We start from the raw sequence: 20,654 nt of genomic DNA on the forward strand, positions 1-20,654 counted from the left end.
AATGATGTATTATATACTGATCACCTTCCTATTTGTACTGGCTACGATAATCAATCTGCTCTTTTTACCAAAGCTATCCCGTAAGTCGACTGTAAATGACTTGGTTTCCGTACTGGTACCAATGAGGAACGAGGAAAGGAATGTAAAAGGGCTGATCGAAAGCATCAAACGAATCACCCATTCCCCCGTGGAATTTATCATATTGGATGATGCGTCTACTGATCGTACAAGGGAGCTCCTTACACGCTTAACGAAAGACGATCCCCGTTTCAGGATCATCGATGGAAAGCCCCTCCCAAAAGGATGGGTGGGAAAGGTCCATGCCTGCGACGAGCTAAGCCGGCATGCCTCAGGTTCGTATTATTTTTATCTGGACGCCGATGTGAGGGTTTCTCCATCCATCATCGAGAAAGTATTATTCCAAATGGAACAATATGATTCGGGGCTTGTAACGGGATTTCCCCGATTTCCCTTACCGACCTTCCTTAGTAAAATGCTCGTACCGTTCCAGCACTTTCTCGTCTATTTTCATCTTCCCCTCGCTGTGGCAAATCATACGACCAGAAGTGCATTCACGGCTGCTCATGGAGCATTTATGTTTTTCAAAAGGGAAGCGTACAACGATTGCGGAGGACATGAGGCTGTTAAGTCGTCCCTCCTGGAGGATGTTCACCTTTCAAGGAAAGTAAAGGAAAACGGGTGGAGGGTGACACTTGTCAATAATAGCTTTGACGTGACCTGTCACATGTATGAAACGAATAAGGAAGTATGGGAAGGATTTTTGAAGAATATCTATGTAGGCACGGGAAGAAGTCCGATATCAGTTATCCTTCTTTCCCTGTTTTATTCCATTTTCTTCATCCTTCCTCTGCCTTTAGCCCTTTACGGGTTGATGTCGGGTGAGTTCGGGTACGTTCTTCCCCTGTTGGGAATATGGGTACAAACATTCATGATCGACATCGCCTCCAATCAATCAAAGTGGCATTTTCTATTGATTCCTTTCGCTTCCGTCTTCTTTATCTTCATCATGTGGGCGTCTATGGTGAGGGGAATGAAAAATCAGGGATACATGTGGAAAGGAAGGACCTATTCATGAAGAATATCATCATCATTGGCAGCGGATTAGGGGGATTGTCAGCAGCGATATCCCTTCAAAGTAAAGGATATCATGTTACGGTCGTAGATCAGAACCAGCACCCGGGAGGGAAAATGATGCGCGTTGAAATAGACGGCTACTCCTTTGATTTCGGCCCGAACACGATTACGATGCCTCACGTCTTTCAATCAGTGATCAATGATGCAGGAGGGGACTCCTCCCGTTATTTTGAGTTTGAAAGACTCGTAAAACATACGAAAAACATTTTTCCGGATGGAAGGATCCTCTATCAATCAGCCGACCCCGAAGAAATGGTGAACGAACTTAAAGGGATCGATCCCTATGGTGCAGATCGATATTCAGAGTATTTAAAAGAGGTAGAAAAACTTTATACATTGGCTGAGAAAGGGTTTTTTTACCGGGTATTTGGTTCTTGGAGGGATTATCTGTCACCAAGTCTTTCCTATAGCTTTATGAAGGTCCGACCCTTTGAGAAAATGGACCATTTTCATAGAAGGTTCTTTCAGGATGAAGAAGTGTTGAAGGTGTTCAATCGGTATGCGACGTATATTGGCTCATCACCTTATGAGTGCCCTGCCACCTTTTCATTGATCGGTCATCTTGAGATGAAAGATGGGGTGTATTATACAAAGGGCGGGAACCCAAGGATTGCGGAAGGGTTTAATTCTTTCTTCCAGGAACTCGGGGGAAGAATACGTCTCGGAGTCCGAATGAAAGAGATCGTGGTGAAGGGGAAAAGGGCAGTCGGTGTGACAACAGAAGATGGAGAATTTCTTCCTGCTGACGACGTGATCGTAAATGGGGATTTTATCACGGCTACGAAAGAATTGATAGAGGAGGGAGATCGACCGAGTCATCCTGACGGGAAGCTTGATTCCTATGAACCATCGATTTCGGCTTTCGTGATATTAGCGGGTCTCAGAACCTTCCAGGAATCCATTCATCATCATCAGGTTTATTTCACAGGGGATTATCATAAGGAATTCACAGAAATATTCTCAGAAAAGAAGCTTCCGAGTGATCCAACGATCTATATCAGCCACTCGGCAGCGACAGATCCAAGCGTCACAAAGGGAAGTAATTTATTCATCCTTGTCAATGCACCGGCCATAGAATTGACAGATAAAGAAGTTCAGTCGTATAAAGAGAAGATTTATCATACATTAGAAGAAAAGGGACTGGCCATAAAGGACTCTCTGGAAGTGGAGAAGATCTACACACCGGACACCATAAAACATAAATTCTCTGCCTATAAAGGATCTCTTTACGGCCTGGCCTCCCACCGTATGACCGAAGCATTTCTTCGTCCTTCCAATGTCAGCAAGGATATCCATCACCTTTTCTACACGGGTGGAACGACACATCCCGGGGGCGGATCCCCGATGGTGACGATAAGTGGAAGAAATGTAGCCAATTATATTATAAAAAGGGATGGGGGCGATACACCCCTGTCATTCTCGTGAAAGAGTCCCTTCATTCATTGCGAAAAGGGTCTCGTTTCTTTTTGTCAAATTTTCGTAGTTCTATCCCGCTTCTATTTTTGGTAAAGTGTATAATGGTTAGAGAGAAGGAAATTAGAATATGAGTTAGGAGTTTATACATATGAAGAAACGTATATTATTTACGGGCGGAGGATCTGCGGGCCACGTCACGGTAAATACAGCACTGATTCCACACTTTGAAAAAGAAGGTTGGGACATAACGTATATAGGTTCGGAAGATGGCATAGAAAAGGAAATCATCACTGAACAATTTCCCCATATCCCTTACAAAAGTATTTCCAGCGGCAAGCTGAGGAGATATTTTTCCTGGAAAAACTTTTCAGATCCGTTTCGAGTGATGAAAGGCGTGTTTGACGCATTATCCGTCATCAGGAAAACGAAGCCGGACATCATCTTTTCCAAAGGGGGATTCGTTTCCGTCCCGGTCGTGATGGCCGCAAAGATGGCGAAAGTCCCTGTAGCGATCCATGAGTCCGATGTGACCCCGGGACTTGCCAATAAATTAGCCGTCCCATTCGCAACTAAAATTTTCACCACCTTCCCTGAAACGGTTCAATCCCTTCCGAGTGAAAAATCTATATGCGCAGGAGCCATCATCCGCGAGGAATTATTCACGGGTGATGCCCGTGAAGGGAAGAGATTAACCGGTTATTATGAGGATAAACCCGTTCTGATGATCATGGGAGGAAGTCTTGGTGCAAGAAAAATTAACGAAGCGGTAAGAGGGAATCTGGAGGAGCTGCTGACTGCCTTTCAAATCATTCATATTTGCGGGAAAGGCAATGTGGATGAAAGCCTCGTACAAAAAGGGTATCGTCAATACGAATTCATCAAGGGTGAACTGCCTCATTACCTGGCGATGACAGATTTCGTGATTTCCCGTGCCGGTTCGAACTCAATCTTTGAATTCCTGGCACTAAAGAAACCGATGTTATTGATCCCCCTCTCCAGGGAAGCGAGCCGTGGGGACCAAATCCTCAATGCCAACAGTTTCGTGAAACACGGTTATGCGATAAAGCTGGAAGAAGAAGAACTGGACGAAAAGAGCTTCTTGGACCGTGTCAATGAGCTTAAGTCAAATCGCGACACAATGATCCGTAATATGGAAAAAGGTGAAAAAGCCTACACCATCCAGGATATGTATGAGGTGCTTTCCTCCATGTCCAGATAAAGAGTCATTGTACTCCCCCTCAAGCATATAGTATACAAATGGTTGAAGGGGAGAAGTGGAATGGCGTATCAATATTCAAAAGGATGGTACCTTCAAGAGCTTAAAAAGATGGGGATCAATCATCACCCATTAGAAAAAAGAAAATTGGAGAACTATAAAACATTCGTGGTAAGAAACCTGTACTTCGAAAAAATAGCTAAACAGAAATAAAAAAAGGGGCTGACTGTATTGGTGCTGATCCTAAAGAGTAAGATCAGGCATCCATACTGTCGGCTTTTTTTAGTACATATTGATTTTTTGAAAGGTGATGGAGCGGCAATCAACCACCACTCGCAACATCAAAAGCAAATATTCATGGGATTTTCATTTAATTTTCATGTTTGAGGGTTATAGTAATCGTATAATTCTTAATGATAATAGGAGAACATAAATGGAATCCAAATCAAAAATCAGCCATCCATCATTTTTATCAAAATTTATCCCGAATCCTAAGGAACGAAAAAATGTCATCTTCTACTTGGCATTAAGCATCTGTTTAACGGTTGCAGGAATCCTCCTTATTTCTGCTTACAGGGAAGTCCTTATGGGAATGAATGAGGAATCCTATAAGGAATTTCTCAAACAATTCGGGTCCGCAGCAAGAATTATTTACTTTGTCGTCCTCAGTATCTTTCCGGTATTCCTGTTAATGAAATGGAAAGGGTTGAAAGGGGTAAAGTGGAAGGATGTAGAAATTAAACGCCTTGTCCAATTTGTAGGAAAGCTGTTGAGGAAATGGCACGTTCCCTTAGCACTATTGGCATCGGCAGGTGTGGTGTTACACGGAATTCTGGCCATCATCAGAGATTTCCACTGGGACTTCACCAATATTACGGGGATCCTTTCGAGTATCGCGCTCTTCTTCCTTATAAGTATGGGTTTTAAGCGCTTCAAAAGGAAAGATCGAGCGTGGCATTTAAAACTTGCCATCACCTTTACCGTATTCTTTATGATCCATGCTTCTTTTTAATCCGACCTAACAAAAAGGTTATCACAAAGGGTAAATACCTTTATGATAACCTTTTTCTGTTTTTAAGCTTCGAGCGCCTGCTCTTCTTCAGGAGACTGCTGAAGCTGATATAAATAGAGGGTGTACAAATCTTTAGGGATCTCATACAGATCATACACCTCATCCAGAGCATTTAATTGATCATAGAGAGATTTCCTTGATTCATTTGCCTTTACGACATAAGGAAGCTTTTCTGCGGCCTTTTGTGAACGGGTATTCACCTTTCTGATTCTCATAAAGATGGTTTCCATTCCCAACTCAAAAAATAACTCGGAAAAGAATGCATCCTTCGCCGGCTGGTTATACCCTTTGCCATGAAACGGCTTCCCAAGCCATGTACCAAGGAATCCTGCATTTTCCTGGATATCGAATAAATTAATCGTTCCGATAGGGTTGCCCCACTCGTCCAAAATCGTGCGGGAAATAAGTTCTCCCCGCTCTTCTGCTTCAATGGTTTGTTTTGTCAGGAAAAGAAGCTCCTCATAGGAATACGCCTTTTGACGCACAAAAGGGAAGACATCCGGGTGCACCATCAGGTCATAAAGTTCATGACACTCATGTAAATCACGTTTCTTGATCATAGTAGACCCTCCTTGAGGGCAGTCTACTCGCGTACGATCCCACCCTCGAAATTTTTAAATGGTAACTAAAAAATTTCGGGGTGGGAATCGAACCCACTAAGACCAGTCAAGAAACTGGTGGCGCACCTTTTGCCTTCCCTTCATTACAGTCGCTAAAATATATGAATAGATCGCTTTGTAATCGGAAATAAATTATCCATCTGTATCATATACGAAATATCTCAAAAAGGAAATAGGTAAAATGCTGATTTTTGAAGAAAATTTTTAACAAATTTCTACACGTTTTGATAAGCGATTTCCCCGTTGACGAAAGTCAACATAGGCTTTGCCATAAAGTGAAATGGGTGGTGGCTCCACAGGACCAGATCGGCATCTTTATTTACTTCAATACTGCCGACCCGGTCAGATACACCAAGGTTTCTGGCAGGTGCGATGGTGATTCCTTCCAATGCCTTCTGTTCCTCCAATCCTTCACGCACGGCAATCGCCGCACACATGTTCAGATACTGGATGGGTGTGTAAGGGTGATCGGTCGTAACCGACACTTCGACACCTGCTTCCGTCAATTTCTGATAGGTGATCCAGCTCTTGTTTTTAAGCTCAACCTTCGAGCGTCTTGTGAACGTCGGACCGACAGAAACCTTTAAGTTTTTTCCTTTCAGCTCATCCGATATAAGGTGGCCCTCCGTGCAATGTTCTATCCGGAGGTCAAGGCTGAATTCTTCAGCGAAACGCACTGCGGATAAAATATCATCCGCCCTGTGAGCGTGGATCCGAACAGGAATTTCCCGCTTTAAAGCGGAAACGAGAGGAGCGACTCTCAGTTCCTCTGGCTGGTCACAATATTTAGCAGAGAAAAAGGCTTCCCTGAGCATCCCCATGATCCCCATCCTTGTAATGGAATCATTGTTTCCATTGCTATGGATTCGTTTCGGATTTTCCCCTAAAGCGATCTTCAATCCGGAGGTTTCTTTGATTAGCATGGATCTGATGTTAGAACCATGTGTTTTGATCACCGCTGTGGTACCTCCGATCACATTCGCGCTTCCGGGCATGACATTCACGGTGGTGACGCCGTATGTAAGGGCGTCTTTAAAGCCAGGGTCCAATGGGTATACCCCGTCGAAGGCCCTGATATGAGGGGTCATCGGTTCGATCGTTTCATTGGCGTCGTTACCCGCCCAGCCTGTACCTTCATCATAGAGTCCTAGATGAGTGTGGCAATCAATGAATCCGGGAAAAAGGAATTTCCCCTGACAATCATACACGGAAGCGTGGTGGAATCCCTCCACATCATGGGGGAATATTTGTTTGATTTTTCCGTCTTTTATGAGTAAAGCTCCATTATGAATAGGCTTGGATGTAATGGGATAAATGGTTACGTTTCTTAAAAGTATGGAATTCATCGTTTTTCCTTTCATGAGGCTTGTTTCCTTATTATTTTAAACAATTTTGCGTAAAAAAAGAAGTTAATCAATCCTTTTATTTCTTCTATATGAATAAATTAGATAAAAAAGGGTTGAAATGACAGCTATTAAACTGAGGGGTTTAATATAGCGCGTCCCGATGACTTCAATATGCTCCCAGTGTGTACCGAGTTCCATCCCGATGATCATAAACAACAATGTCCAGGGCAGCATGGCTGCAAAAGTGTACAAAGTGAATGTAGAGAAGGGCATGCGGCTTATGCCGGCGGGTATACTGATGGCATGCCGGACGATCGGTATGAAACGTGCCGTGAAAATGACGATCGTCCCGTGCTTCTCAAACCACTTCTCTGCAGCAAGAATATGCTTTGAATGAATAAACAGATATTTTCCGTATTTTTCAAAAAAAGGTCTGCCTCCATAGTACCCCAGCCAATAAAGAAATAACTGAGCCATGGTCCCACCGACGACGCCGCTGATGAAGGCCCCGATAAACGTGAGTTTGCCTGCGGTTACCATGAAGCCTGCATAGCTCAGGACAAGCTCGCTGGGGATGACTTCTATCATGAGTGCGAGAGAGATTCCCGCATATCCCAAATCGGTTAAGAATGTAAGGATGTGTAAAACCCATTCATGGTTCATATTTTTCCTCCTACATGAATCCTGAGTATTGAAGAATGAGAATCAAGAGTCCTAAAGCCCAAACGTAATAGGAGAATATTTTCAGAGAGTGCTTTTTTAAGAAATTCACCATGGTCATAATGGCGAAATAGCCGAATACTGCCGCACTGACTGTTCCGATGGCTAAACTTGCGAAGGGAATCGCTTCAGGGGCTCCCCCGATCATTTCTTTCCCCTGTAACACGATACCTCCCAGAATGGCAGGGGTAGAAAGGAGAAAGGAGAAATAGGCTGCAGTCTCTCTGTCCAATTTCCTGAATAATCCTGCTGCTATCGTTAAACCGGACCTTGAAAGGGCGGGGAATATGGCTGCCGCTTGGAAGCTCCCGATCACCAAAGCATCTGTATACGAAAGATCATCCAGCTTCTTGTATCCGTTCTTCACCCCGTCAGCGACATACATAATGCACCCTGTCACAAGAAACTCCCAACCGATGGTAGCCCCTGTCTTTGATATGGCGTCAAAATAGTCTTCGAACATAAATCCTATAATCACTGCAGGGATGGTCCCGATGATGAGAATCCAGGATAATTTACTGAATGGGTGCCTCAGCATGTATAAAAGTTCCTTCTGATAAACGACAATGACGGCAATCAAAGTACCGATATGAAGCATCGTATCCAGGAAAAGCCCGGCTTCTTCCAGTCCGAAAGCAAGCCTCCCGAGATAAAGATGCCCGGTGCTTGAGATGGGAAGAAACTCTGTTAACCCTTGTATAACGCCGAGGATAAAGGCCTCGATTTTGTTCATATTCACCACTGCCTTTCTTCAAATACTCTAAGGACAAACTCCTCTTCTAAACGTATATTCCAATTCGTCACATTTCATGAAGGTTGTCATGAAGAAACAAAAAAAGACCACATAAAGAAAATCTTCAAATAGGTGAAACTTTATGAAAGAAAGGACGTAAATATAGAGGAGGATACAATTAACGTGTCTTTCTAACAGGGTTTAGACAAGGAGGAATTGACATGCCGGCAAAAGATGAAAGAATGATGGCAGCTCTTATCTATATATCAAGCTTCTTCACCGTATTCATCGGTCCACTGATCATTTGGCTCATTAAAAAGGACGAATCGGAGTTCGTGGACTTCCATGGGAAAGAATACTTGAACTTTCTCATTTCGTATGCCGTTTACGGATTTGTAAGCAGCATTCTCATGGTGGTATTAATCGGATTTGTGTTAGCTCCCATCGTAGGGCTGCTGGCTCTGATCTTCACCATCCTGGGTGCGGTAAAGGCATATGAAGGTGACTATTACAAAATCCCTACTGTCTTTCGATTATTGAAATAAACAAAGAGAGAACTCATGAGGCTCATGGGTTCTTTTTCATTCTCGGAATCAGAATGAGGAAGAGAATGTTGACAAAACGTTCATAAACTTTATAATTTTATAAAACTATCATCTCTAAAAAGGAGAATGCATCCCTATGACGAGGATTGATAATAAAGTAAGACTGCTTAAGCTAATGAGTATTTTAAAAGACGAAACGGACGAGGATCATGAGCTGAACCTGGATGACATCATTCTTCGCTTTAGACAGGCTTATGGCCCGGAATTGAAACTTAACAAGAATTCCTTAAAGGATGATCTGGATCATCTCATCCTGCATGGGTTTGATGTGACCATCAATCAGGAAAAGGATGGGCTTCCTAAATATTACAGCCACCAATATCGTTTGTTCGAGTTATACGAACTCCGGATGCTCATCGATGCTGTGGTATCTGCCAAATTCATTTCGAAGAAGGAAACGAGGCAGCTGACAGGGAAGATCAAGCAGCTGACAAGCCATCAACAAGGAAAGAAGTTACATAATGAAATCCAGATCGATTCCTCCATCAAAAGTGAGAGCCCTTTTATTCGCCGCACCATCCATGATATCCATGAGGCGATTGCAGAACGGAGGGTGATCACCTTTCAATATGGTCGGTATGATGTCAACAAACAGTTTAACCTCAGTCATGAGGGCCGGCTATATAAGGTGAGACCGTATGCTCTTGCATGGGCGAATGATTTTTATTATCTTATTGCCTACTATTTTGAAGCGGACGAAATACGTCATTACCGGGTCGATCGATTGCGTAATGTTGAAGTGCTTTCAGAAACCTACCCATATGAAGACTTCGATGTATCCAAGTACGTTCAGTCAACCTTTCAGATGTTTGCCGGAGATGAAGAATGGATCAAGATTAAGTTTCATAACAACCTGATCAATGTGATGATTGATAAGTTCGGGAAAAATGTCAATATCCAAAGGCACGGCGAGGACCATTTTATTTTGTCGACAAAAGCCCGGGTAAGCACCGGTCTCGTAAACTGGATCCTCACATTTGGAAGTCAGGCTCAAGTGATCTCTCCGCCTTCCCTCATCGAAACCGTAAAAGCAGAAGTCAATAAATTGTATACTTTATATCAAGAGAAATAACGAGCAGCGAGCCCCTTAAATGAGAAGGGGCTTGCTGCTTTTTCACTTGCGAAAAAAATTCTCATGGAAAAGTGAACGATTTTTTCTTTCTGCCGTCTTATAGTTGAAAAAGGAAAGGGAGGAAGAAAAAATGAACGAATTACAACAATCGTTACAAGCAATCAATTGGGGACTTATCGCTCCTGTTATCATTATTCAGCTCATTCTTATGGTGGTGGCAATGATCGATGTAATCCGAATAAAATCTACAAACGGCCCGAAATGGCTGTGGGTATTGATCATCATTTTCATTAATATTATTGGACCGGTCATCTACTTCATCTTCGGAAGGAGACAGAATGGATGAATGTCTTGGAAGTATCGACTTTAGAAAAGAGGTATAAGGAAAAGCTTGCAGTGAAAGATATTTCCTTTCAGTTGAAAGGTGGGGCTTGTACTGCTTTGCTCGGGCCGAATGGTGCCGGCAAAACGACGACTTTAAATATGCTTGCAGGATTAATTAAACCTACGGCGGGGATGATCATGGCTCCTGATTCCCCTGATGATATCCGTGAAATGATCGGGTATCTCCCTCAATACCCCGCTTTTTTTGAGTGGATGACCGGAAAGGAGTTCCTGATTTTCTCCGGTGAAATTTCAGGAATGAAGAAGGGGGACGCAGAGAGAAGGACAGAAGAACTGATCACTTTAGTCGGTTTGGAAGAAGGGAAGAATCGGAAGGTGGGTCAGTACTCTGGCGGAATGAAACAAAGGCTTGGAATCGCTCAGGCTCTCATTCATAAGCCTAAGCTCATCATCCTTGATGAGCCGGTATCAGCCCTTGATCCGTTCGGCAGAAGGGAAGTTCTTGACTTATTAAAGACGTTAAAGAAGGAAACGACCATTCTGTTCTCGACCCACATTTTAAATGATGCAGAACAAATTTGTGATGATGTCCTTTTTCTCCATGAGGGCGTGCTGATTGAGCAAGGGGCGATCGAGGAAGTGAAGGCAAGACACCATAAATTAAGGTTGACCTTGCATTTCAATGAGGATAGCCATAAGTATACTCCAAACTTAAAGGGAAAAGAGTGGATTCATAATATGGCGTCAGACGGGAAGCGGCTTTCCTTTGAGGTGGCTGATTTGGACCGGGACAGAGCCAGGATTTTTTCACTGATCACTGAGTATGGATGGGGTGTGACCAAATTTGAAAGCAGTGAACAAAGCCTGGAAGAGGTCTTCATGGAGGTGATGAAGAAATGAAAATCGGTTGGGTATTATTCAGAAAAGAAATGCTCGAGCTCATCCGTAATTATAAAATGATATGGATGCCCTTCATTTTCATTCTTTTTGGTTTGACGGAACCCTTAACGGCCTATTATATGCCCGAAATATTACAATCGGTCGGGGACTTGCCAGACGGCACGGTCATATCCATACCCACCCCTTCTGCGGGTGAAGTACTGCTGTCCATCATGAATCAATTCAGCACACTGGGTGTCCTGGTCATCGTATTGGGGTTCATGGGGACGGTGGCAGGGGAAAGGAAAAGCGGTAACGCAATATTGGTACTTGTGAAACCTGTTCCATACAGTTCGTATATTTACTCCAAATGGTCGGCTGCATTCGTGTTGGTTTGGGTGTCATACAGCCTTGGGTTGCTATCGGGATTGTATTATATTCACCTGTTATTCGATGGAATCGACTTACACACATTCATAGAGGGTTTCCTGGTTTACGGCCTGTGGCTGACCTTTATCATGACATTGGTGATTTTCTTCAGTAGCCTCGTACAAACGCCGGGTTTTGCTGCTTTTTACACAATCGCATTGACCATGCTGATCACCTTCTTCTCAGGATATATGACAAAAACATTAAAATGGTCGCCCGGGCAGTTGATCAGCTATGTAAACGATCTAATCCTAGAGGACCGATGGACAGAAAATCTCTCAGGAACAATCTTCCTGACCCTGTCTATATGTCTGACCATCCTCATCCTCACTCCCACCCTCTCCAGAAAAAAAGAACTGAGCTGACGTCACATCGTCAGCTCTTTCCTGAAGAGGGACGGACCTCTTGGATGAGGAAAAAGGATTTCACTGATTAATGTCGAATGGTGGTAGAAGAAGGAGGATGATTCATGAAAGCCCCCCATTTTACTCATAAAGTAATCAAATTGATTCAACAAGCAGAAAGAATTGCTGAAAGACATCATCATAGAAGCATACAAAGTATTGATCTGTTCATTGGGGCTTCCCTCGTAAAGGAGGGCGCACTAAAGGAAATGCATTACCTCCTTGAACCGTACACAGATAAAATAGAAAGATTGATAGAAACCCTGACTCCTGAACCGTCTTCCGAGAATTGGATCGAACCTTTTTCCATGCCCCTATCTTCACATGCACACAGAATATGGACTTCTTCGATTGATATCATGAAACGGTACAATCAAACTTTCCTGAATGAAGGACATATCATACAAGCATTTTTCTTACATATTCCTTCACATCCTCAGTTAGAACAGGGGTTGATGGAAATCCCGAAGAAACAGATCATTCAATCCGTCACCACGGCCAGAGATTTAACCGTTAATTTGTTGACGAATGATTGGATCAATAAAGAACTTCAAGGTGTTGTCATTAGTATGGTTCAACCAAACGAGGAAGAAGATTTTCTGTCCTGGGTGAAACATCAATTCGGTGAAAGATGGTTCGAAACACTAAGCGGCGCTTTTCAATCATCCTCTCCTTTCATCCCGATTTTGAAAGCAGAAGAGAAAGGGAAATTAGTCGGATTTGCAGCGTATGACGTATATATGAATAAGAAAGGGATATTCGGACCGATGGGTGTCATACCTGCCACCCGTCTTCATGGAGTAGGCAAACAGCTCCTGTACACTGCATTACATAGGATGAAAGAAAGAGGATACCTGTATGCCGTGTTAAAAGAAGCTGGTCCCATTGAATTTTACGAGAAGACGTGCGGGGCCAAATTGATCCCTTTGGATAACACCCGATGATCCAGCGTGCAGGCATCATCCTCATTGAAAATGGCAATCTGGCAGTGATAAAAAGAATAAGGAACGGCTGTATGTATTATGTGATTCCAGGGGGAGGCATGGAGGATGGGGAAACCGAAATGGAAACGGCGGTCCGGGAAGCGAAGGAAGAATTGGGAATAAACGTCTCGGAACTGAAAGCCGCGTTGACCTTCAAGCAGAATGATACACATTCCTATTATTTTGTGGGAAAATATAATGGCTTATTTGGCTCAGGAAAAGGTGAAGAATACGATTTCACCAGGGATAGAGGGAAATATATTCCCTGCTGGATCCCGATGGAGGAACTGGCCGGGAAAAAATTGTACCCTCTGGAAGTAAAGCAATTTCTATTACAGCAAAAGGCAGGTGGTCAAGAAGATGATGATGAATGAAACCGGACTCGTCCTCGAAGGTGGCGGCATGAGAGGAATATACACGGCGGGGGCACTGGAATTTTTCTTGGAGAACGGAATTGAATTCCCTTATGTCATCGGCGTATCGGCAGGTGCATGTAATGCCGCATCTTATTTGTCCAAACAAAACGGCCGCAATAAAAAGGTGAATGTGGATTTCATCCGCGATCCCAAATATTTATCATGGCGGAACTACTGGAAAACGGGTGAATTATTCGGGATGGACTATGTCTTTGATGAAATTCCGAATAAATTGGTGCCCTTCGATTATAAAGCCTTTCACTCCAACCGAACGGAATTTGTAGTCGGGACAACCGACTGTCATACAGGAAAGCCAGCCTATTTCTCAAGGAAGGATTATGGAGAGGACCTTCTCACGATCATCCGCGCATCAAGCTCTCTTCCATTTGTGGCTCCGATTGTTGAATTTGCTTCCCGCCACCTCCTTGACGGGGGCATAAGCGATCCGGTTCCCATAGAAAAAGCCGAGCAGGACGGATTCAAAAAAAATGTGGTCATCCTCACCCGGAATAGGGGATATTATAAAAAGCCTTCAAGATTTTCGTTCCTTGTGAGAAGAAAATATCCTCAATATCCAGAGTTGCACAAAACCCTGATGAATCGCTATATGCGCTATAATCAAACGATTCAGGAGATAGAAAGAAAAGAAAAAAATGGAGAGGTAATGATCATCCAGCCCCAGCATCCCCTTAAAGTAAGCAGGATTGAAAAAAATCCTCAAAAACTGGACGAATTGTACTGGCAGGGCTATCATGACGCAGAATCAAAATGGAAACAGTTAGTCGATTGGAACCAATCAGGGAAGCTGGTGCACTCATAAGACGTCAGGGATGAATAGAACCACTCATCAGTGATAGAGTGTTCTGTTCATTTCTCTCCCGTTTTCCTGACGGATGGTCTTTTTATGGATTTTTTACATACATATGATAGAGATTCCTTGAAAGGACGAGCATTCTATGAACCTCTATCAAATATACAAAAATGAACAATATACGTTGCTTTTTAGAAGTGTCATGTATTTTCTCATTGGTGTAGGGATGCTTGTAGTGACACAGCAATTATATTATTTTCCCCTGCTGATCTTCATCCCGGCATTTTCAAATCTATATCTCAGCTATAGCCTGAAAAAGGAACTTAAGAAGGCAAACCGTCTGTATTATGAAAATATGCCAGCCTCCGAGCATTCACTTATAGGGGTCCATACAAAGGAAGGCTCCTATTATTTAAAAACGAACGGTTGGTCCCACTATTTTATTCAACGTACATCCATGATCAATAACCCAAAACAATATTTGTTTCACAGAAAGCACAAACTTCCGCTGTCATTTTCGAAATGGAGCAGAACCATAAAAATCGATCATCCTGAGAGAAGGATGATGTTTCAACTGAAATATCAAAGTGCCACCGCCATCGAATGGCAGAATGAAGGTGGGGACACGATCCTCATCTATAAAGGAAACAAGAGATGGATCTTGAACTATCAAGAAAAAAATTATCTATCCTTACAAAAAGGGTACCTCCCCCAAAGTGTTCAACGGCTGTTCGATTCCCACCACAGCTATGTATCATTTTACGAAACGTACAATGAGGATCTGGACTGGCTTCTGATCTTTCTTTGGTATGTAGACAGTGATTATTTTCTCACATCATAGTCAAGTCAATTGGGTACACTAACAAAGGAAGAATGTAACACGTATGAAAGAAATATGCTTCTAATCATATAGAGGCATTTTTTTATCCCGTGATTTCATCGGCTTGTATTCTAAAAATTAGGACAAAAATCTTATTTTAGTTCTTCTTACATGATTTTATTTATGAAACTATGATAGAATAATGATAATCGAATAGGTTTCCTTCGGGGCAGGGTGAAATTCCCTACCGGCGGTGATGAGCAATTGCTCTTAGTCCGTGACCCGGCTAATACATATTAGACGGTGGATTTGGTGAAACTCCAAAGCCGACAGTGAAAGTCTGGATGGGAGAAGGAACGGCAGCATTTAGTGATACACAGGATAGGAGTCCAATCAGTGTTTATGGATGATTTTCCCTTTCTGAAATATCAGATTGAATGCTTTATTTAGTCATGCCAACTTCCCCCAAGTAAAACGTTACTTGGGGTTTCTTTATTTCTGAATAGTATTTTTGATAGAAGGGAGGTACATCCATTGGATCATACCCATTATATGAAGCTTGCCATTTCAATGGCAGAGGCAACCCTTGGCCAGACCTCGCCTAATCCGGTAGTAGGATCTGTAGTGGTCAAAAATGGAGAAATTGTCGGGATGGGTACTCATCTCAAAGCGGGAGAAGGACATGCAGAAGTGAATGCCATTAAAATGGCAGGAGATAAAGCGAAAGGAAGCGACATTTACGTTACCCTCGAGCCTTGTTCCCACTATGGGAAAACACCTCCATGCTCTCAAATGTTGATTTCAAGCGGCGTAAAGAGGGTCCATATCGCCACCCGGGATCCCAATCCCCTGGTAGCCGGGCGTGGCATTCAACAATTAAGGGATGCAGGCATTGAAGTAGTGGTGGGAGAGCTTGAAGAAGAAGCCCGGGAGCTGAATAAGCATTTTTTCCACTTCATTCAAAATGGTACCCCATATGTCACGCTAAAAACAGCGGTTACACTAGATGGAAAAACCGCATCAGCTTCGGGAGATAGTAAGTGGATTACATCCGAAGCCTCAAGAACCGATGTCCACTATGATCGTCACAGGCATGACGCGATATTAGTAGGAGTCAATACGGTCATTCAAGACAACCCACACCTTACCACCCGTTTGCCCCAAGGTGGAAAAAACCCCATTCGAATTATATTAGATACTTATTTGCGTACACCGATCCACTCTCATGTAGTAGAGGATCTAGAAAGTAGGACCATCATATTTACAGGCAGTTCGGTCAAAGAAGAACAGAAGAATCCCTATATCGATCGGGGATGCGAAGTCTTTTCCCTAACCGATGAAAAGATTGGGATTCGCACCGTCCTGAAAGAACTGGGTTCCCGTAAGATTGCTTCCCTTTATGTAGAAGGTGGATCTACTATACATTCCGCTTTCTTAGAGGAAAGGGCTTTTGAGGAAATGATCATGTATATGGCTCCAAAGCTTGTTGGTGGAAGTGCTGCCTTCACGAGTTTTGGAGGAAAAGGATTTCCAACCATTGCAGAAGGCTTGGAAATGGAGATTGCAAGCCTCGATCGTGTAGGACAGGATATCAAAATTGTCGCACGGCCAAAAAGGGAATCTTTGTGAAAGGGGGAGAAAGATGTTTACTGGCATCATTGAAGAAATTGGAGCGATCGAACAGATGAAAAAGTCTTCCTCTTCCATGGAACTGACGATTGCAGCGAGCCGCATTCTCGAAGATATCCATATCGGGGACAGCATCAGTGTGAACGGGGTTTGTTTAACCGTCACCTCATTCAGCTCCAGCAGGTTTCAGGTTGATGTCATGCCTGAGACGTTTGAAGGGACCACCTTACGGACCCTTACCCGAGGTTCGAAAGTGAACCTGGAAAGAGCCATGGCGGCAAACGGACGCTTCGGCGGTCATTTTGTCAACGGCCATGTAGACGGGGTGGGTACCATCGTAAGAGTAGAGAAAGTGGAAAATGCATGGTATATGGACATCACCATCCCGGAACATCAGGGCCATTTGTTTATCATGAAGGGATCGGTCGCAATTGACGGCACTTCCCTTACGGTGTTTGGTGTCAAAAATAATCGTATTACGATTTCCCTCATTCCTCAGACGAGAGGGGACACGGTTCTTGGTGGAAAGAAAGTAGGGGACCTGGTCAATATTGAATGTGATGTAATGGCGAAATATTTCCATCGTTTCTACGAAGCAAAGGAACAGTCTAAGAGTACTTCAAGCAGCATCAGCTATGATTTTTTATCTCAAAACGGGTTCGCTGACTAAGAGGAGGGGTTGCCCCATGTTTAATAAGATCGAAGAAGCTCTGGAAGATTTACAGGCAGGCAAAGTCGTCATCGTAGTGGATGACGAAAATCGTGAAAATGAGGGAGATTTTATTGCCCTGGCGGATAAAGCGACTCCTGAAGTCATTAATTTTATGGCTAAAGAAGGGAGAGGCTTGATTTGTGCCCCGATAACAGAGGAAATTGCACAAAAACTTAAGCTTTCCCCTATGACGATGTCCAATACAGATCCCCATGGAACGGCCTTTACCATTTCTGTCGATCATAAATCCGCCACCACCGGGATTAGTGCATTTGAAAGATCGACCACCATACAGGAATTGTTGAATCCTGTTTCCATGCCCGAGGATTTTAAAAGGCCTGGTCACGTATTCCCGCTTGTTGCCAAAGAGGGCGGGGTACTGAAACGTGCAGGACATACTGAGGCTGCCATCGATTTGGCTGTTCTGTCAGGTTCACATCCATCAGGCGTCATTTGTGAAATCATGAATGAAGACGGCACGATGGCAAGGGTACCTGAATTGATGAAATTGGCTGATAGGTGGGATCTTAAGATCATCTCCATTGAGGACTTAATCAGATACAGACGCAAAAAGGAAAAGCTTGTGATAAGAGAAGTGGAAATTGAACTTCCAACCGAATTTGGAAACTTCAAAGCGGTTGCGTACACAGAAGACCTTACGGGGAAAGAGCATATAGCCCTTGTGAAGGGGGAATGGTCAGAGGATGAAAACGTGCTAGTGCGGGTACATTCCGAATGCCTGACAGGGGATGTATTCGGTTCCAATCGCTGTGATTGCGGACCCCAGCTTGCGACGGCACTGGCTCAAATAGAAGAAGAAGGAAAAGGTGTTCTTCTTTACATGAGGCAGGAAGGCCGCGGGATTGGCCTGATTAATAAATTGAAAGCTTATAAGCTCCAGGAACAGGGCTACGATACGGTCGAAGCCAATCATAAATTGGGCTTTGGCGCAGATTTGCGGGAATATGGAATCGGTGCACAAATACTTAGAGACCTGAATATCAAGAAAATTCGCCTGCTCACCAATAATCCAAGAAAGATTGCCGGAATAAATGGATATGGATTGGAAATCGTGGACCGGGTGCCGATTCAATTGCCGTCCAAATTCGAGAACGAAAAGTATTTGAAAACAAAGCAGGCCAAGCTTGGCCATTTACTTAAATTTTAATGAGGAGGAATATACAATGAAAACAATTTATGAAGGTAATTTAGTCGGATCAGGATTAAGGGTTGCAATTGTCGTTTCACGTTTCAATGAGTTCATTACATCAAAACTGCTGGGTGGGGCGGAAGATGCATTAAAGCGCCACGGTGTTGAAGAAGAAAATGTTTCTGTCACCTGGGTCCCGGGTGCATTTGAAATTCCCATGATCGCCAAGAAACTTGCGCGTTCTGGTAAATATGATGCCGTCGTAACTTTGGGAACGGTCATCCGTGGAGCAACCGCTCATTTTGAATACGTAAGCGGAGAGGTTGCGAAAGGAGTGGCCAATCTTAGCCTGCAGGAAGACGTACCGGTCATCTTCGGGGTCTTGACGACTGATACAATCGAACAGGCAATCGAAAGAGCCGGCACAAAAGCCGGGAACAAAGGATGGGAAGCGGCGGTTTCAGCCATCGAAATGGCCAATTTGATCCGTGAAATAGATAAATAAGAATTTGACGAGTCTCCTGCACTGGAGACTCGTTTTTTTTTGAGGGGACAACCCCCACCAAAATACATATTGGCAAACGTCAAACCTTTTGCTAGAATAGTATTTTGTGGCTCCCCTTTATGAAGGGACGAGCGGGTAGGGAGAGGGCAGTTTTATAGGAAGATTATATGAAAGCACGTGGAGGTATTTTTCAGTTAAAGGATCACGGTACCACGATGAAACAGGAGATGATGGCAGGTGCGATCGGTTACTTTACGATTGTCTACATCATCGCTGTAAATGCTTTAATTCTTTCTGAAGCTGGAATTCCATTTGAAGGGGCAGTCATGGCAACGATACTTGCTTCCTTCGTTGGGTGTTTGGTGATGGCCTTTTGGGCAAATGCGCCGATCCTTCTGGTTCCAGGCATGGGAATTAATGCAATGTTTACATTCACCCTGGTGAAGTTGTCAGGCCTTTCGTGGCAGGAAGCATTAGCTGTCATAGTGATTTCAGGAATACTCTTTATGATCATTGCATTTACAAAGCTTTCTAAAGTATTATCGGAAGCCATCCCCAAAACATTAAAAGAAGCCATTACTGTAGGGTTAGGGATGTTTTTAATGTTTATCGGTCTTGAAAAAGGCGGCCTCATTCAAAGAGGTGACAGTGCCATCATCATGATCGGTGATTTTGGGGAGTTAAAGGTGTTGGCCACGGTGCTGACGTTCCTGGTGACGATTTTTCTTTTCATTCGCAATGTAAAAGGTCAATTTTTATGGAGTATCGCATTCGGTACACTGTTGGGATTCATCTTCGGTATTGAGCCTTCCATTCAGTCAAGCTCATTCCATCTGAGTGAATACAGTCAGGTATTCGGTCAAATATCATTTAGTGCCATTATGGAAATCCCGTTTTGGATTGCGGTTTTTTCTGTCACGATGGTGCTGGTATTTGAAAACATCGGTCTCGTTCATGGTCATACGGATATGATCGATCAACCGCATAAGTATTCTAAAGCCTTTCAAGCTAATGCTTTTTCCGCTTTCACATCAGGGTTTTTCGGAACGAGTCCGACAGTCTCGACGGTGGAAAGTGCAGCAGCCATGACGGCAGGCGGCCGGACTGGATTGACAAGCTTGACTACGGGCGTATTATTTTTGGGATCTGTGCTGTTCATTCCGTATTTAAAGTGGATTCCTGATCATGCCATCGCCCCGATTCTCATCATCATCGGCGGATTGATGATTCAAAATATACGACATATGGATCTTCGTGATCTGACAGAGGCGTTTCCCGCCATTTTCATCATTGCGATGATTCCGTTTACGTACAGTATCGCAGACGGAATCGCCATCGGCTTTATTCTGTATCCAGTATTAAAATTGGCTACAGGTAAGGCGCGGGAAGTTTCCATTCCTCTATATATCATCGCTGCGCTTTTTCTGATGAATTTCTTTGTTCATTCGATTCATTAAGGCGAACGTAAGCAAAAGAGGCCCCTCACATTTTGAGGGGCCTCTTTTGCTTACGTTCTGTTTGATTCGCACTACGGGGTACCCCTCCCTTATTTTACAACTAATGTCAAAATACATGGACTTTCCACATATTTCTTGTTACTATTAAAGGAAAAATAT

At 43.5% G+C, this 20,654-nt stretch carries 23 protein-coding genes and 1 riboswitch; of the genes, 19 read left to right on the forward strand and 4 right to left on the reverse strand.

The genetic code is table 11. The annotated features are described in order from the left end of the window. The first annotated feature begins 1 nt into the window (after nucleotide 1). The 5 genes from BVI01S_RS15015 to BVI01S_RS15030 all read left to right on the forward strand — a co-directional run bounded on the left by BVI01S_RS15015 (nucleotide 2) and on the right by BVI01S_RS15030 (nucleotide 4,799). A complete protein-coding gene (locus BVI01S_RS15015; protein WP_061810787.1) occupies nucleotides 2-1,096 on the forward strand; it encodes a glycosyltransferase family 2 protein in 1,095 nt (364 codons plus the stop codon). After that, nucleotides 1,093-2,580, forward strand: a complete 1,488-nt coding sequence (locus BVI01S_RS15020) for a phytoene desaturase family protein (RefSeq protein ID WP_061810788.1) — start codon at nucleotides 1,093-1,095, stop codon at nucleotides 2,578-2,580. The genes BVI01S_RS15015 and BVI01S_RS15020 overlap by 4 nt, the downstream gene beginning before the upstream one ends. 139 nt (nucleotides 2,581-2,719) lie before the next feature. Beyond that, a complete protein-coding gene (murG, locus tag BVI01S_RS15025) occupies nucleotides 2,720-3,790 on the forward strand; it encodes an undecaprenyldiphospho-muramoylpentapeptide beta-N-acetylglucosaminyltransferase (RefSeq protein ID WP_034758679.1) in 1,071 nt (356 codons plus the stop codon). Between the two features lie 60 nt (nucleotides 3,791-3,850). Next, entirely contained in the window at nucleotides 3,851-4,000 is a 150-nt protein-coding gene (locus tag BVI01S_RS22220) for a YflJ family protein (protein WP_079531931.1), read from the forward strand. Nucleotides 4,001-4,220: 220 nt separating this feature from the next. Continuing rightward, nucleotides 4,221-4,799: a hypothetical protein gene (locus BVI01S_RS15030; protein ID WP_034758682.1), complete on the forward strand. Its 579-nt coding sequence runs from the start codon at nucleotides 4,221-4,223 to the stop codon at nucleotides 4,797-4,799. Nucleotides 4,800-4,861: 62 nt separating this feature from the next. Here the strand turns inward: BVI01S_RS15030 and BVI01S_RS15035 are convergent, their stop codons facing one another. The 4 genes from BVI01S_RS15035 to BVI01S_RS15050 form a co-directional block, all read right to left on the reverse strand. Further along, nucleotides 4,862-5,419: a GNAT family N-acetyltransferase gene (locus tag BVI01S_RS15035; RefSeq protein WP_034758684.1), complete on the reverse strand. Its 558-nt coding sequence runs from the start codon at nucleotides 5,417-5,419 to the stop codon at nucleotides 4,862-4,864. Between the two features lie 275 nt (nucleotides 5,420-5,694). Further along, a complete protein-coding gene (locus tag BVI01S_RS15040; RefSeq protein WP_061810802.1) occupies nucleotides 5,695-6,825 on the reverse strand; it encodes an amidohydrolase in 1,131 nt (376 codons plus the stop codon). Between the two features lie 63 nt (nucleotides 6,826-6,888). Next, nucleotides 6,889-7,488 carry an undecaprenyl phosphate transporter UptA gene (gene uptA / locus BVI01S_RS15045; protein WP_061810789.1) on the reverse strand — a complete coding sequence of 200 codons (600 nt, stop codon included), beginning with the start codon at nucleotides 7,486-7,488 and terminating at the stop codon, nucleotides 6,889-6,891. A gap of 10 nt (nucleotides 7,489-7,498) precedes the next feature. Beyond that, on the reverse strand, nucleotides 7,499-8,278 hold the full coding sequence (locus tag BVI01S_RS15050; protein ID WP_061810803.1) for an undecaprenyl-diphosphate phosphatase: 780 nt from the start codon (nucleotides 8,276-8,278) through the stop codon (nucleotides 7,499-7,501). 221 nt (nucleotides 8,279-8,499) lie between these two features. Between BVI01S_RS15050 and BVI01S_RS15055 the strand changes: the two genes are divergently transcribed. The 14 genes from BVI01S_RS15055 to BVI01S_RS15120 all read left to right on the forward strand — a co-directional run bounded on the left by BVI01S_RS15055 (nucleotide 8,500) and on the right by BVI01S_RS15120 (nucleotide 20,495). Beyond that, on the forward strand, nucleotides 8,500-8,823 hold the full coding sequence (locus BVI01S_RS15055) for a DUF4870 domain-containing protein (RefSeq protein WP_034758689.1): 324 nt from the start codon (nucleotides 8,500-8,502) through the stop codon (nucleotides 8,821-8,823). A 136-nt stretch (nucleotides 8,824-8,959) separates the two neighbouring features. Further along, nucleotides 8,960-9,955: a helix-turn-helix transcriptional regulator gene (locus BVI01S_RS15060; protein ID WP_061810790.1), complete on the forward strand. Its 996-nt coding sequence runs from the start codon at nucleotides 8,960-8,962 to the stop codon at nucleotides 9,953-9,955. A 130-nt stretch (nucleotides 9,956-10,085) separates the two neighbouring features. Continuing rightward, on the forward strand, nucleotides 10,086-10,301 hold the full coding sequence (locus BVI01S_RS15065; protein ID WP_061810791.1) for a PLD nuclease N-terminal domain-containing protein: 216 nt from the start codon (nucleotides 10,086-10,088) through the stop codon (nucleotides 10,299-10,301). Further along, nucleotides 10,298-11,200, forward strand: coding sequence for an ABC transporter ATP-binding protein (locus BVI01S_RS15070; RefSeq protein ID WP_061810792.1), 903 nt, complete (start codon nucleotides 10,298-10,300; stop codon nucleotides 11,198-11,200). The genes BVI01S_RS15065 and BVI01S_RS15070 overlap by 4 nt, the downstream gene beginning before the upstream one ends. Then, nucleotides 11,197-11,973 (forward strand): ABC transporter permease, encoded by a 777-nt coding sequence (locus BVI01S_RS15075; protein ID WP_061810793.1) that lies wholly within the window; start codon nucleotides 11,197-11,199, stop codon nucleotides 11,971-11,973. Before BVI01S_RS15070 ends, BVI01S_RS15075 begins: the two co-directional genes overlap by 4 nt. Nucleotides 11,974-12,077: 104 nt before the next feature. Continuing rightward, on the forward strand, nucleotides 12,078-12,956 hold the full coding sequence (locus BVI01S_RS15080) for a GNAT family N-acetyltransferase (RefSeq protein WP_061810794.1): 879 nt from the start codon (nucleotides 12,078-12,080) through the stop codon (nucleotides 12,954-12,956). Further along, nucleotides 12,953-13,369 carry an NUDIX domain-containing protein gene (locus BVI01S_RS15085; RefSeq protein WP_051758247.1) on the forward strand — a complete coding sequence of 139 codons (417 nt, stop codon included), beginning with the start codon at nucleotides 12,953-12,955 and terminating at the stop codon, nucleotides 13,367-13,369. Before BVI01S_RS15080 ends, BVI01S_RS15085 begins: the two co-directional genes overlap by 4 nt. After that, complete coding sequence (locus BVI01S_RS15090) at nucleotides 13,359-14,231, forward strand: patatin-like phospholipase family protein (protein WP_034760635.1); 873 nt, start codon at nucleotides 13,359-13,361, stop codon at nucleotides 14,229-14,231. Before BVI01S_RS15085 ends, BVI01S_RS15090 begins: the two co-directional genes overlap by 11 nt. Before the next feature lie 136 nt (nucleotides 14,232-14,367). Next, on the forward strand, nucleotides 14,368-15,063 hold the full coding sequence (locus BVI01S_RS15095) for a hypothetical protein (protein ID WP_034758703.1): 696 nt from the start codon (nucleotides 14,368-14,370) through the stop codon (nucleotides 15,061-15,063). 195 nt (nucleotides 15,064-15,258) lie between these two features. Next, a riboswitch (FMN riboswitch) is annotated at nucleotides 15,259-15,402 on the forward strand. Nucleotides 15,403-15,576: 174 nt separating this feature from the next. Further along, nucleotides 15,577-16,671 carry a bifunctional diaminohydroxyphosphoribosylaminopyrimidine deaminase/5-amino-6-(5-phosphoribosylamino)uracil reductase RibD gene (gene ribD / locus BVI01S_RS15100; protein ID WP_061810795.1) on the forward strand — a complete coding sequence of 365 codons (1,095 nt, stop codon included), beginning with the start codon at nucleotides 15,577-15,579 and terminating at the stop codon, nucleotides 16,669-16,671. 13 nt (nucleotides 16,672-16,684) lie between these two features. Beyond that, nucleotides 16,685-17,341, forward strand: a complete 657-nt coding sequence (gene ribE, locus BVI01S_RS15105) for a riboflavin synthase (protein ID WP_034758717.1) — start codon at nucleotides 16,685-16,687, stop codon at nucleotides 17,339-17,341. A 16-nt stretch (nucleotides 17,342-17,357) separates the two neighbouring features. Continuing rightward, nucleotides 17,358-18,551, forward strand: a complete 1,194-nt coding sequence (locus BVI01S_RS15110; protein WP_061810796.1) for a bifunctional 3,4-dihydroxy-2-butanone-4-phosphate synthase/GTP cyclohydrolase II — start codon at nucleotides 17,358-17,360, stop codon at nucleotides 18,549-18,551. Nucleotides 18,552-18,567: 16 nt separating this feature from the next. Next, nucleotides 18,568-19,038 carry a 6,7-dimethyl-8-ribityllumazine synthase gene (gene ribH, locus BVI01S_RS15115; protein ID WP_034758721.1) on the forward strand — a complete coding sequence of 157 codons (471 nt, stop codon included), beginning with the start codon at nucleotides 18,568-18,570 and terminating at the stop codon, nucleotides 19,036-19,038. Between the two features lie 167 nt (nucleotides 19,039-19,205). Continuing rightward, on the forward strand, nucleotides 19,206-20,495 hold the full coding sequence (locus BVI01S_RS15120; protein ID WP_061810797.1) for an NCS2 family permease: 1,290 nt from the start codon (nucleotides 19,206-19,208) through the stop codon (nucleotides 20,493-20,495). Nucleotides 20,496-20,654 lie beyond the last annotated feature (159 nt).

This window comes from Rossellomorea vietnamensis NBRC 101237 (genome assembly GCF_001591825.1).
Taxonomy (GTDB): Bacteria; Bacillota; Bacilli; order Bacillales; family Bacillaceae_B; genus Rossellomorea; species Rossellomorea vietnamensis.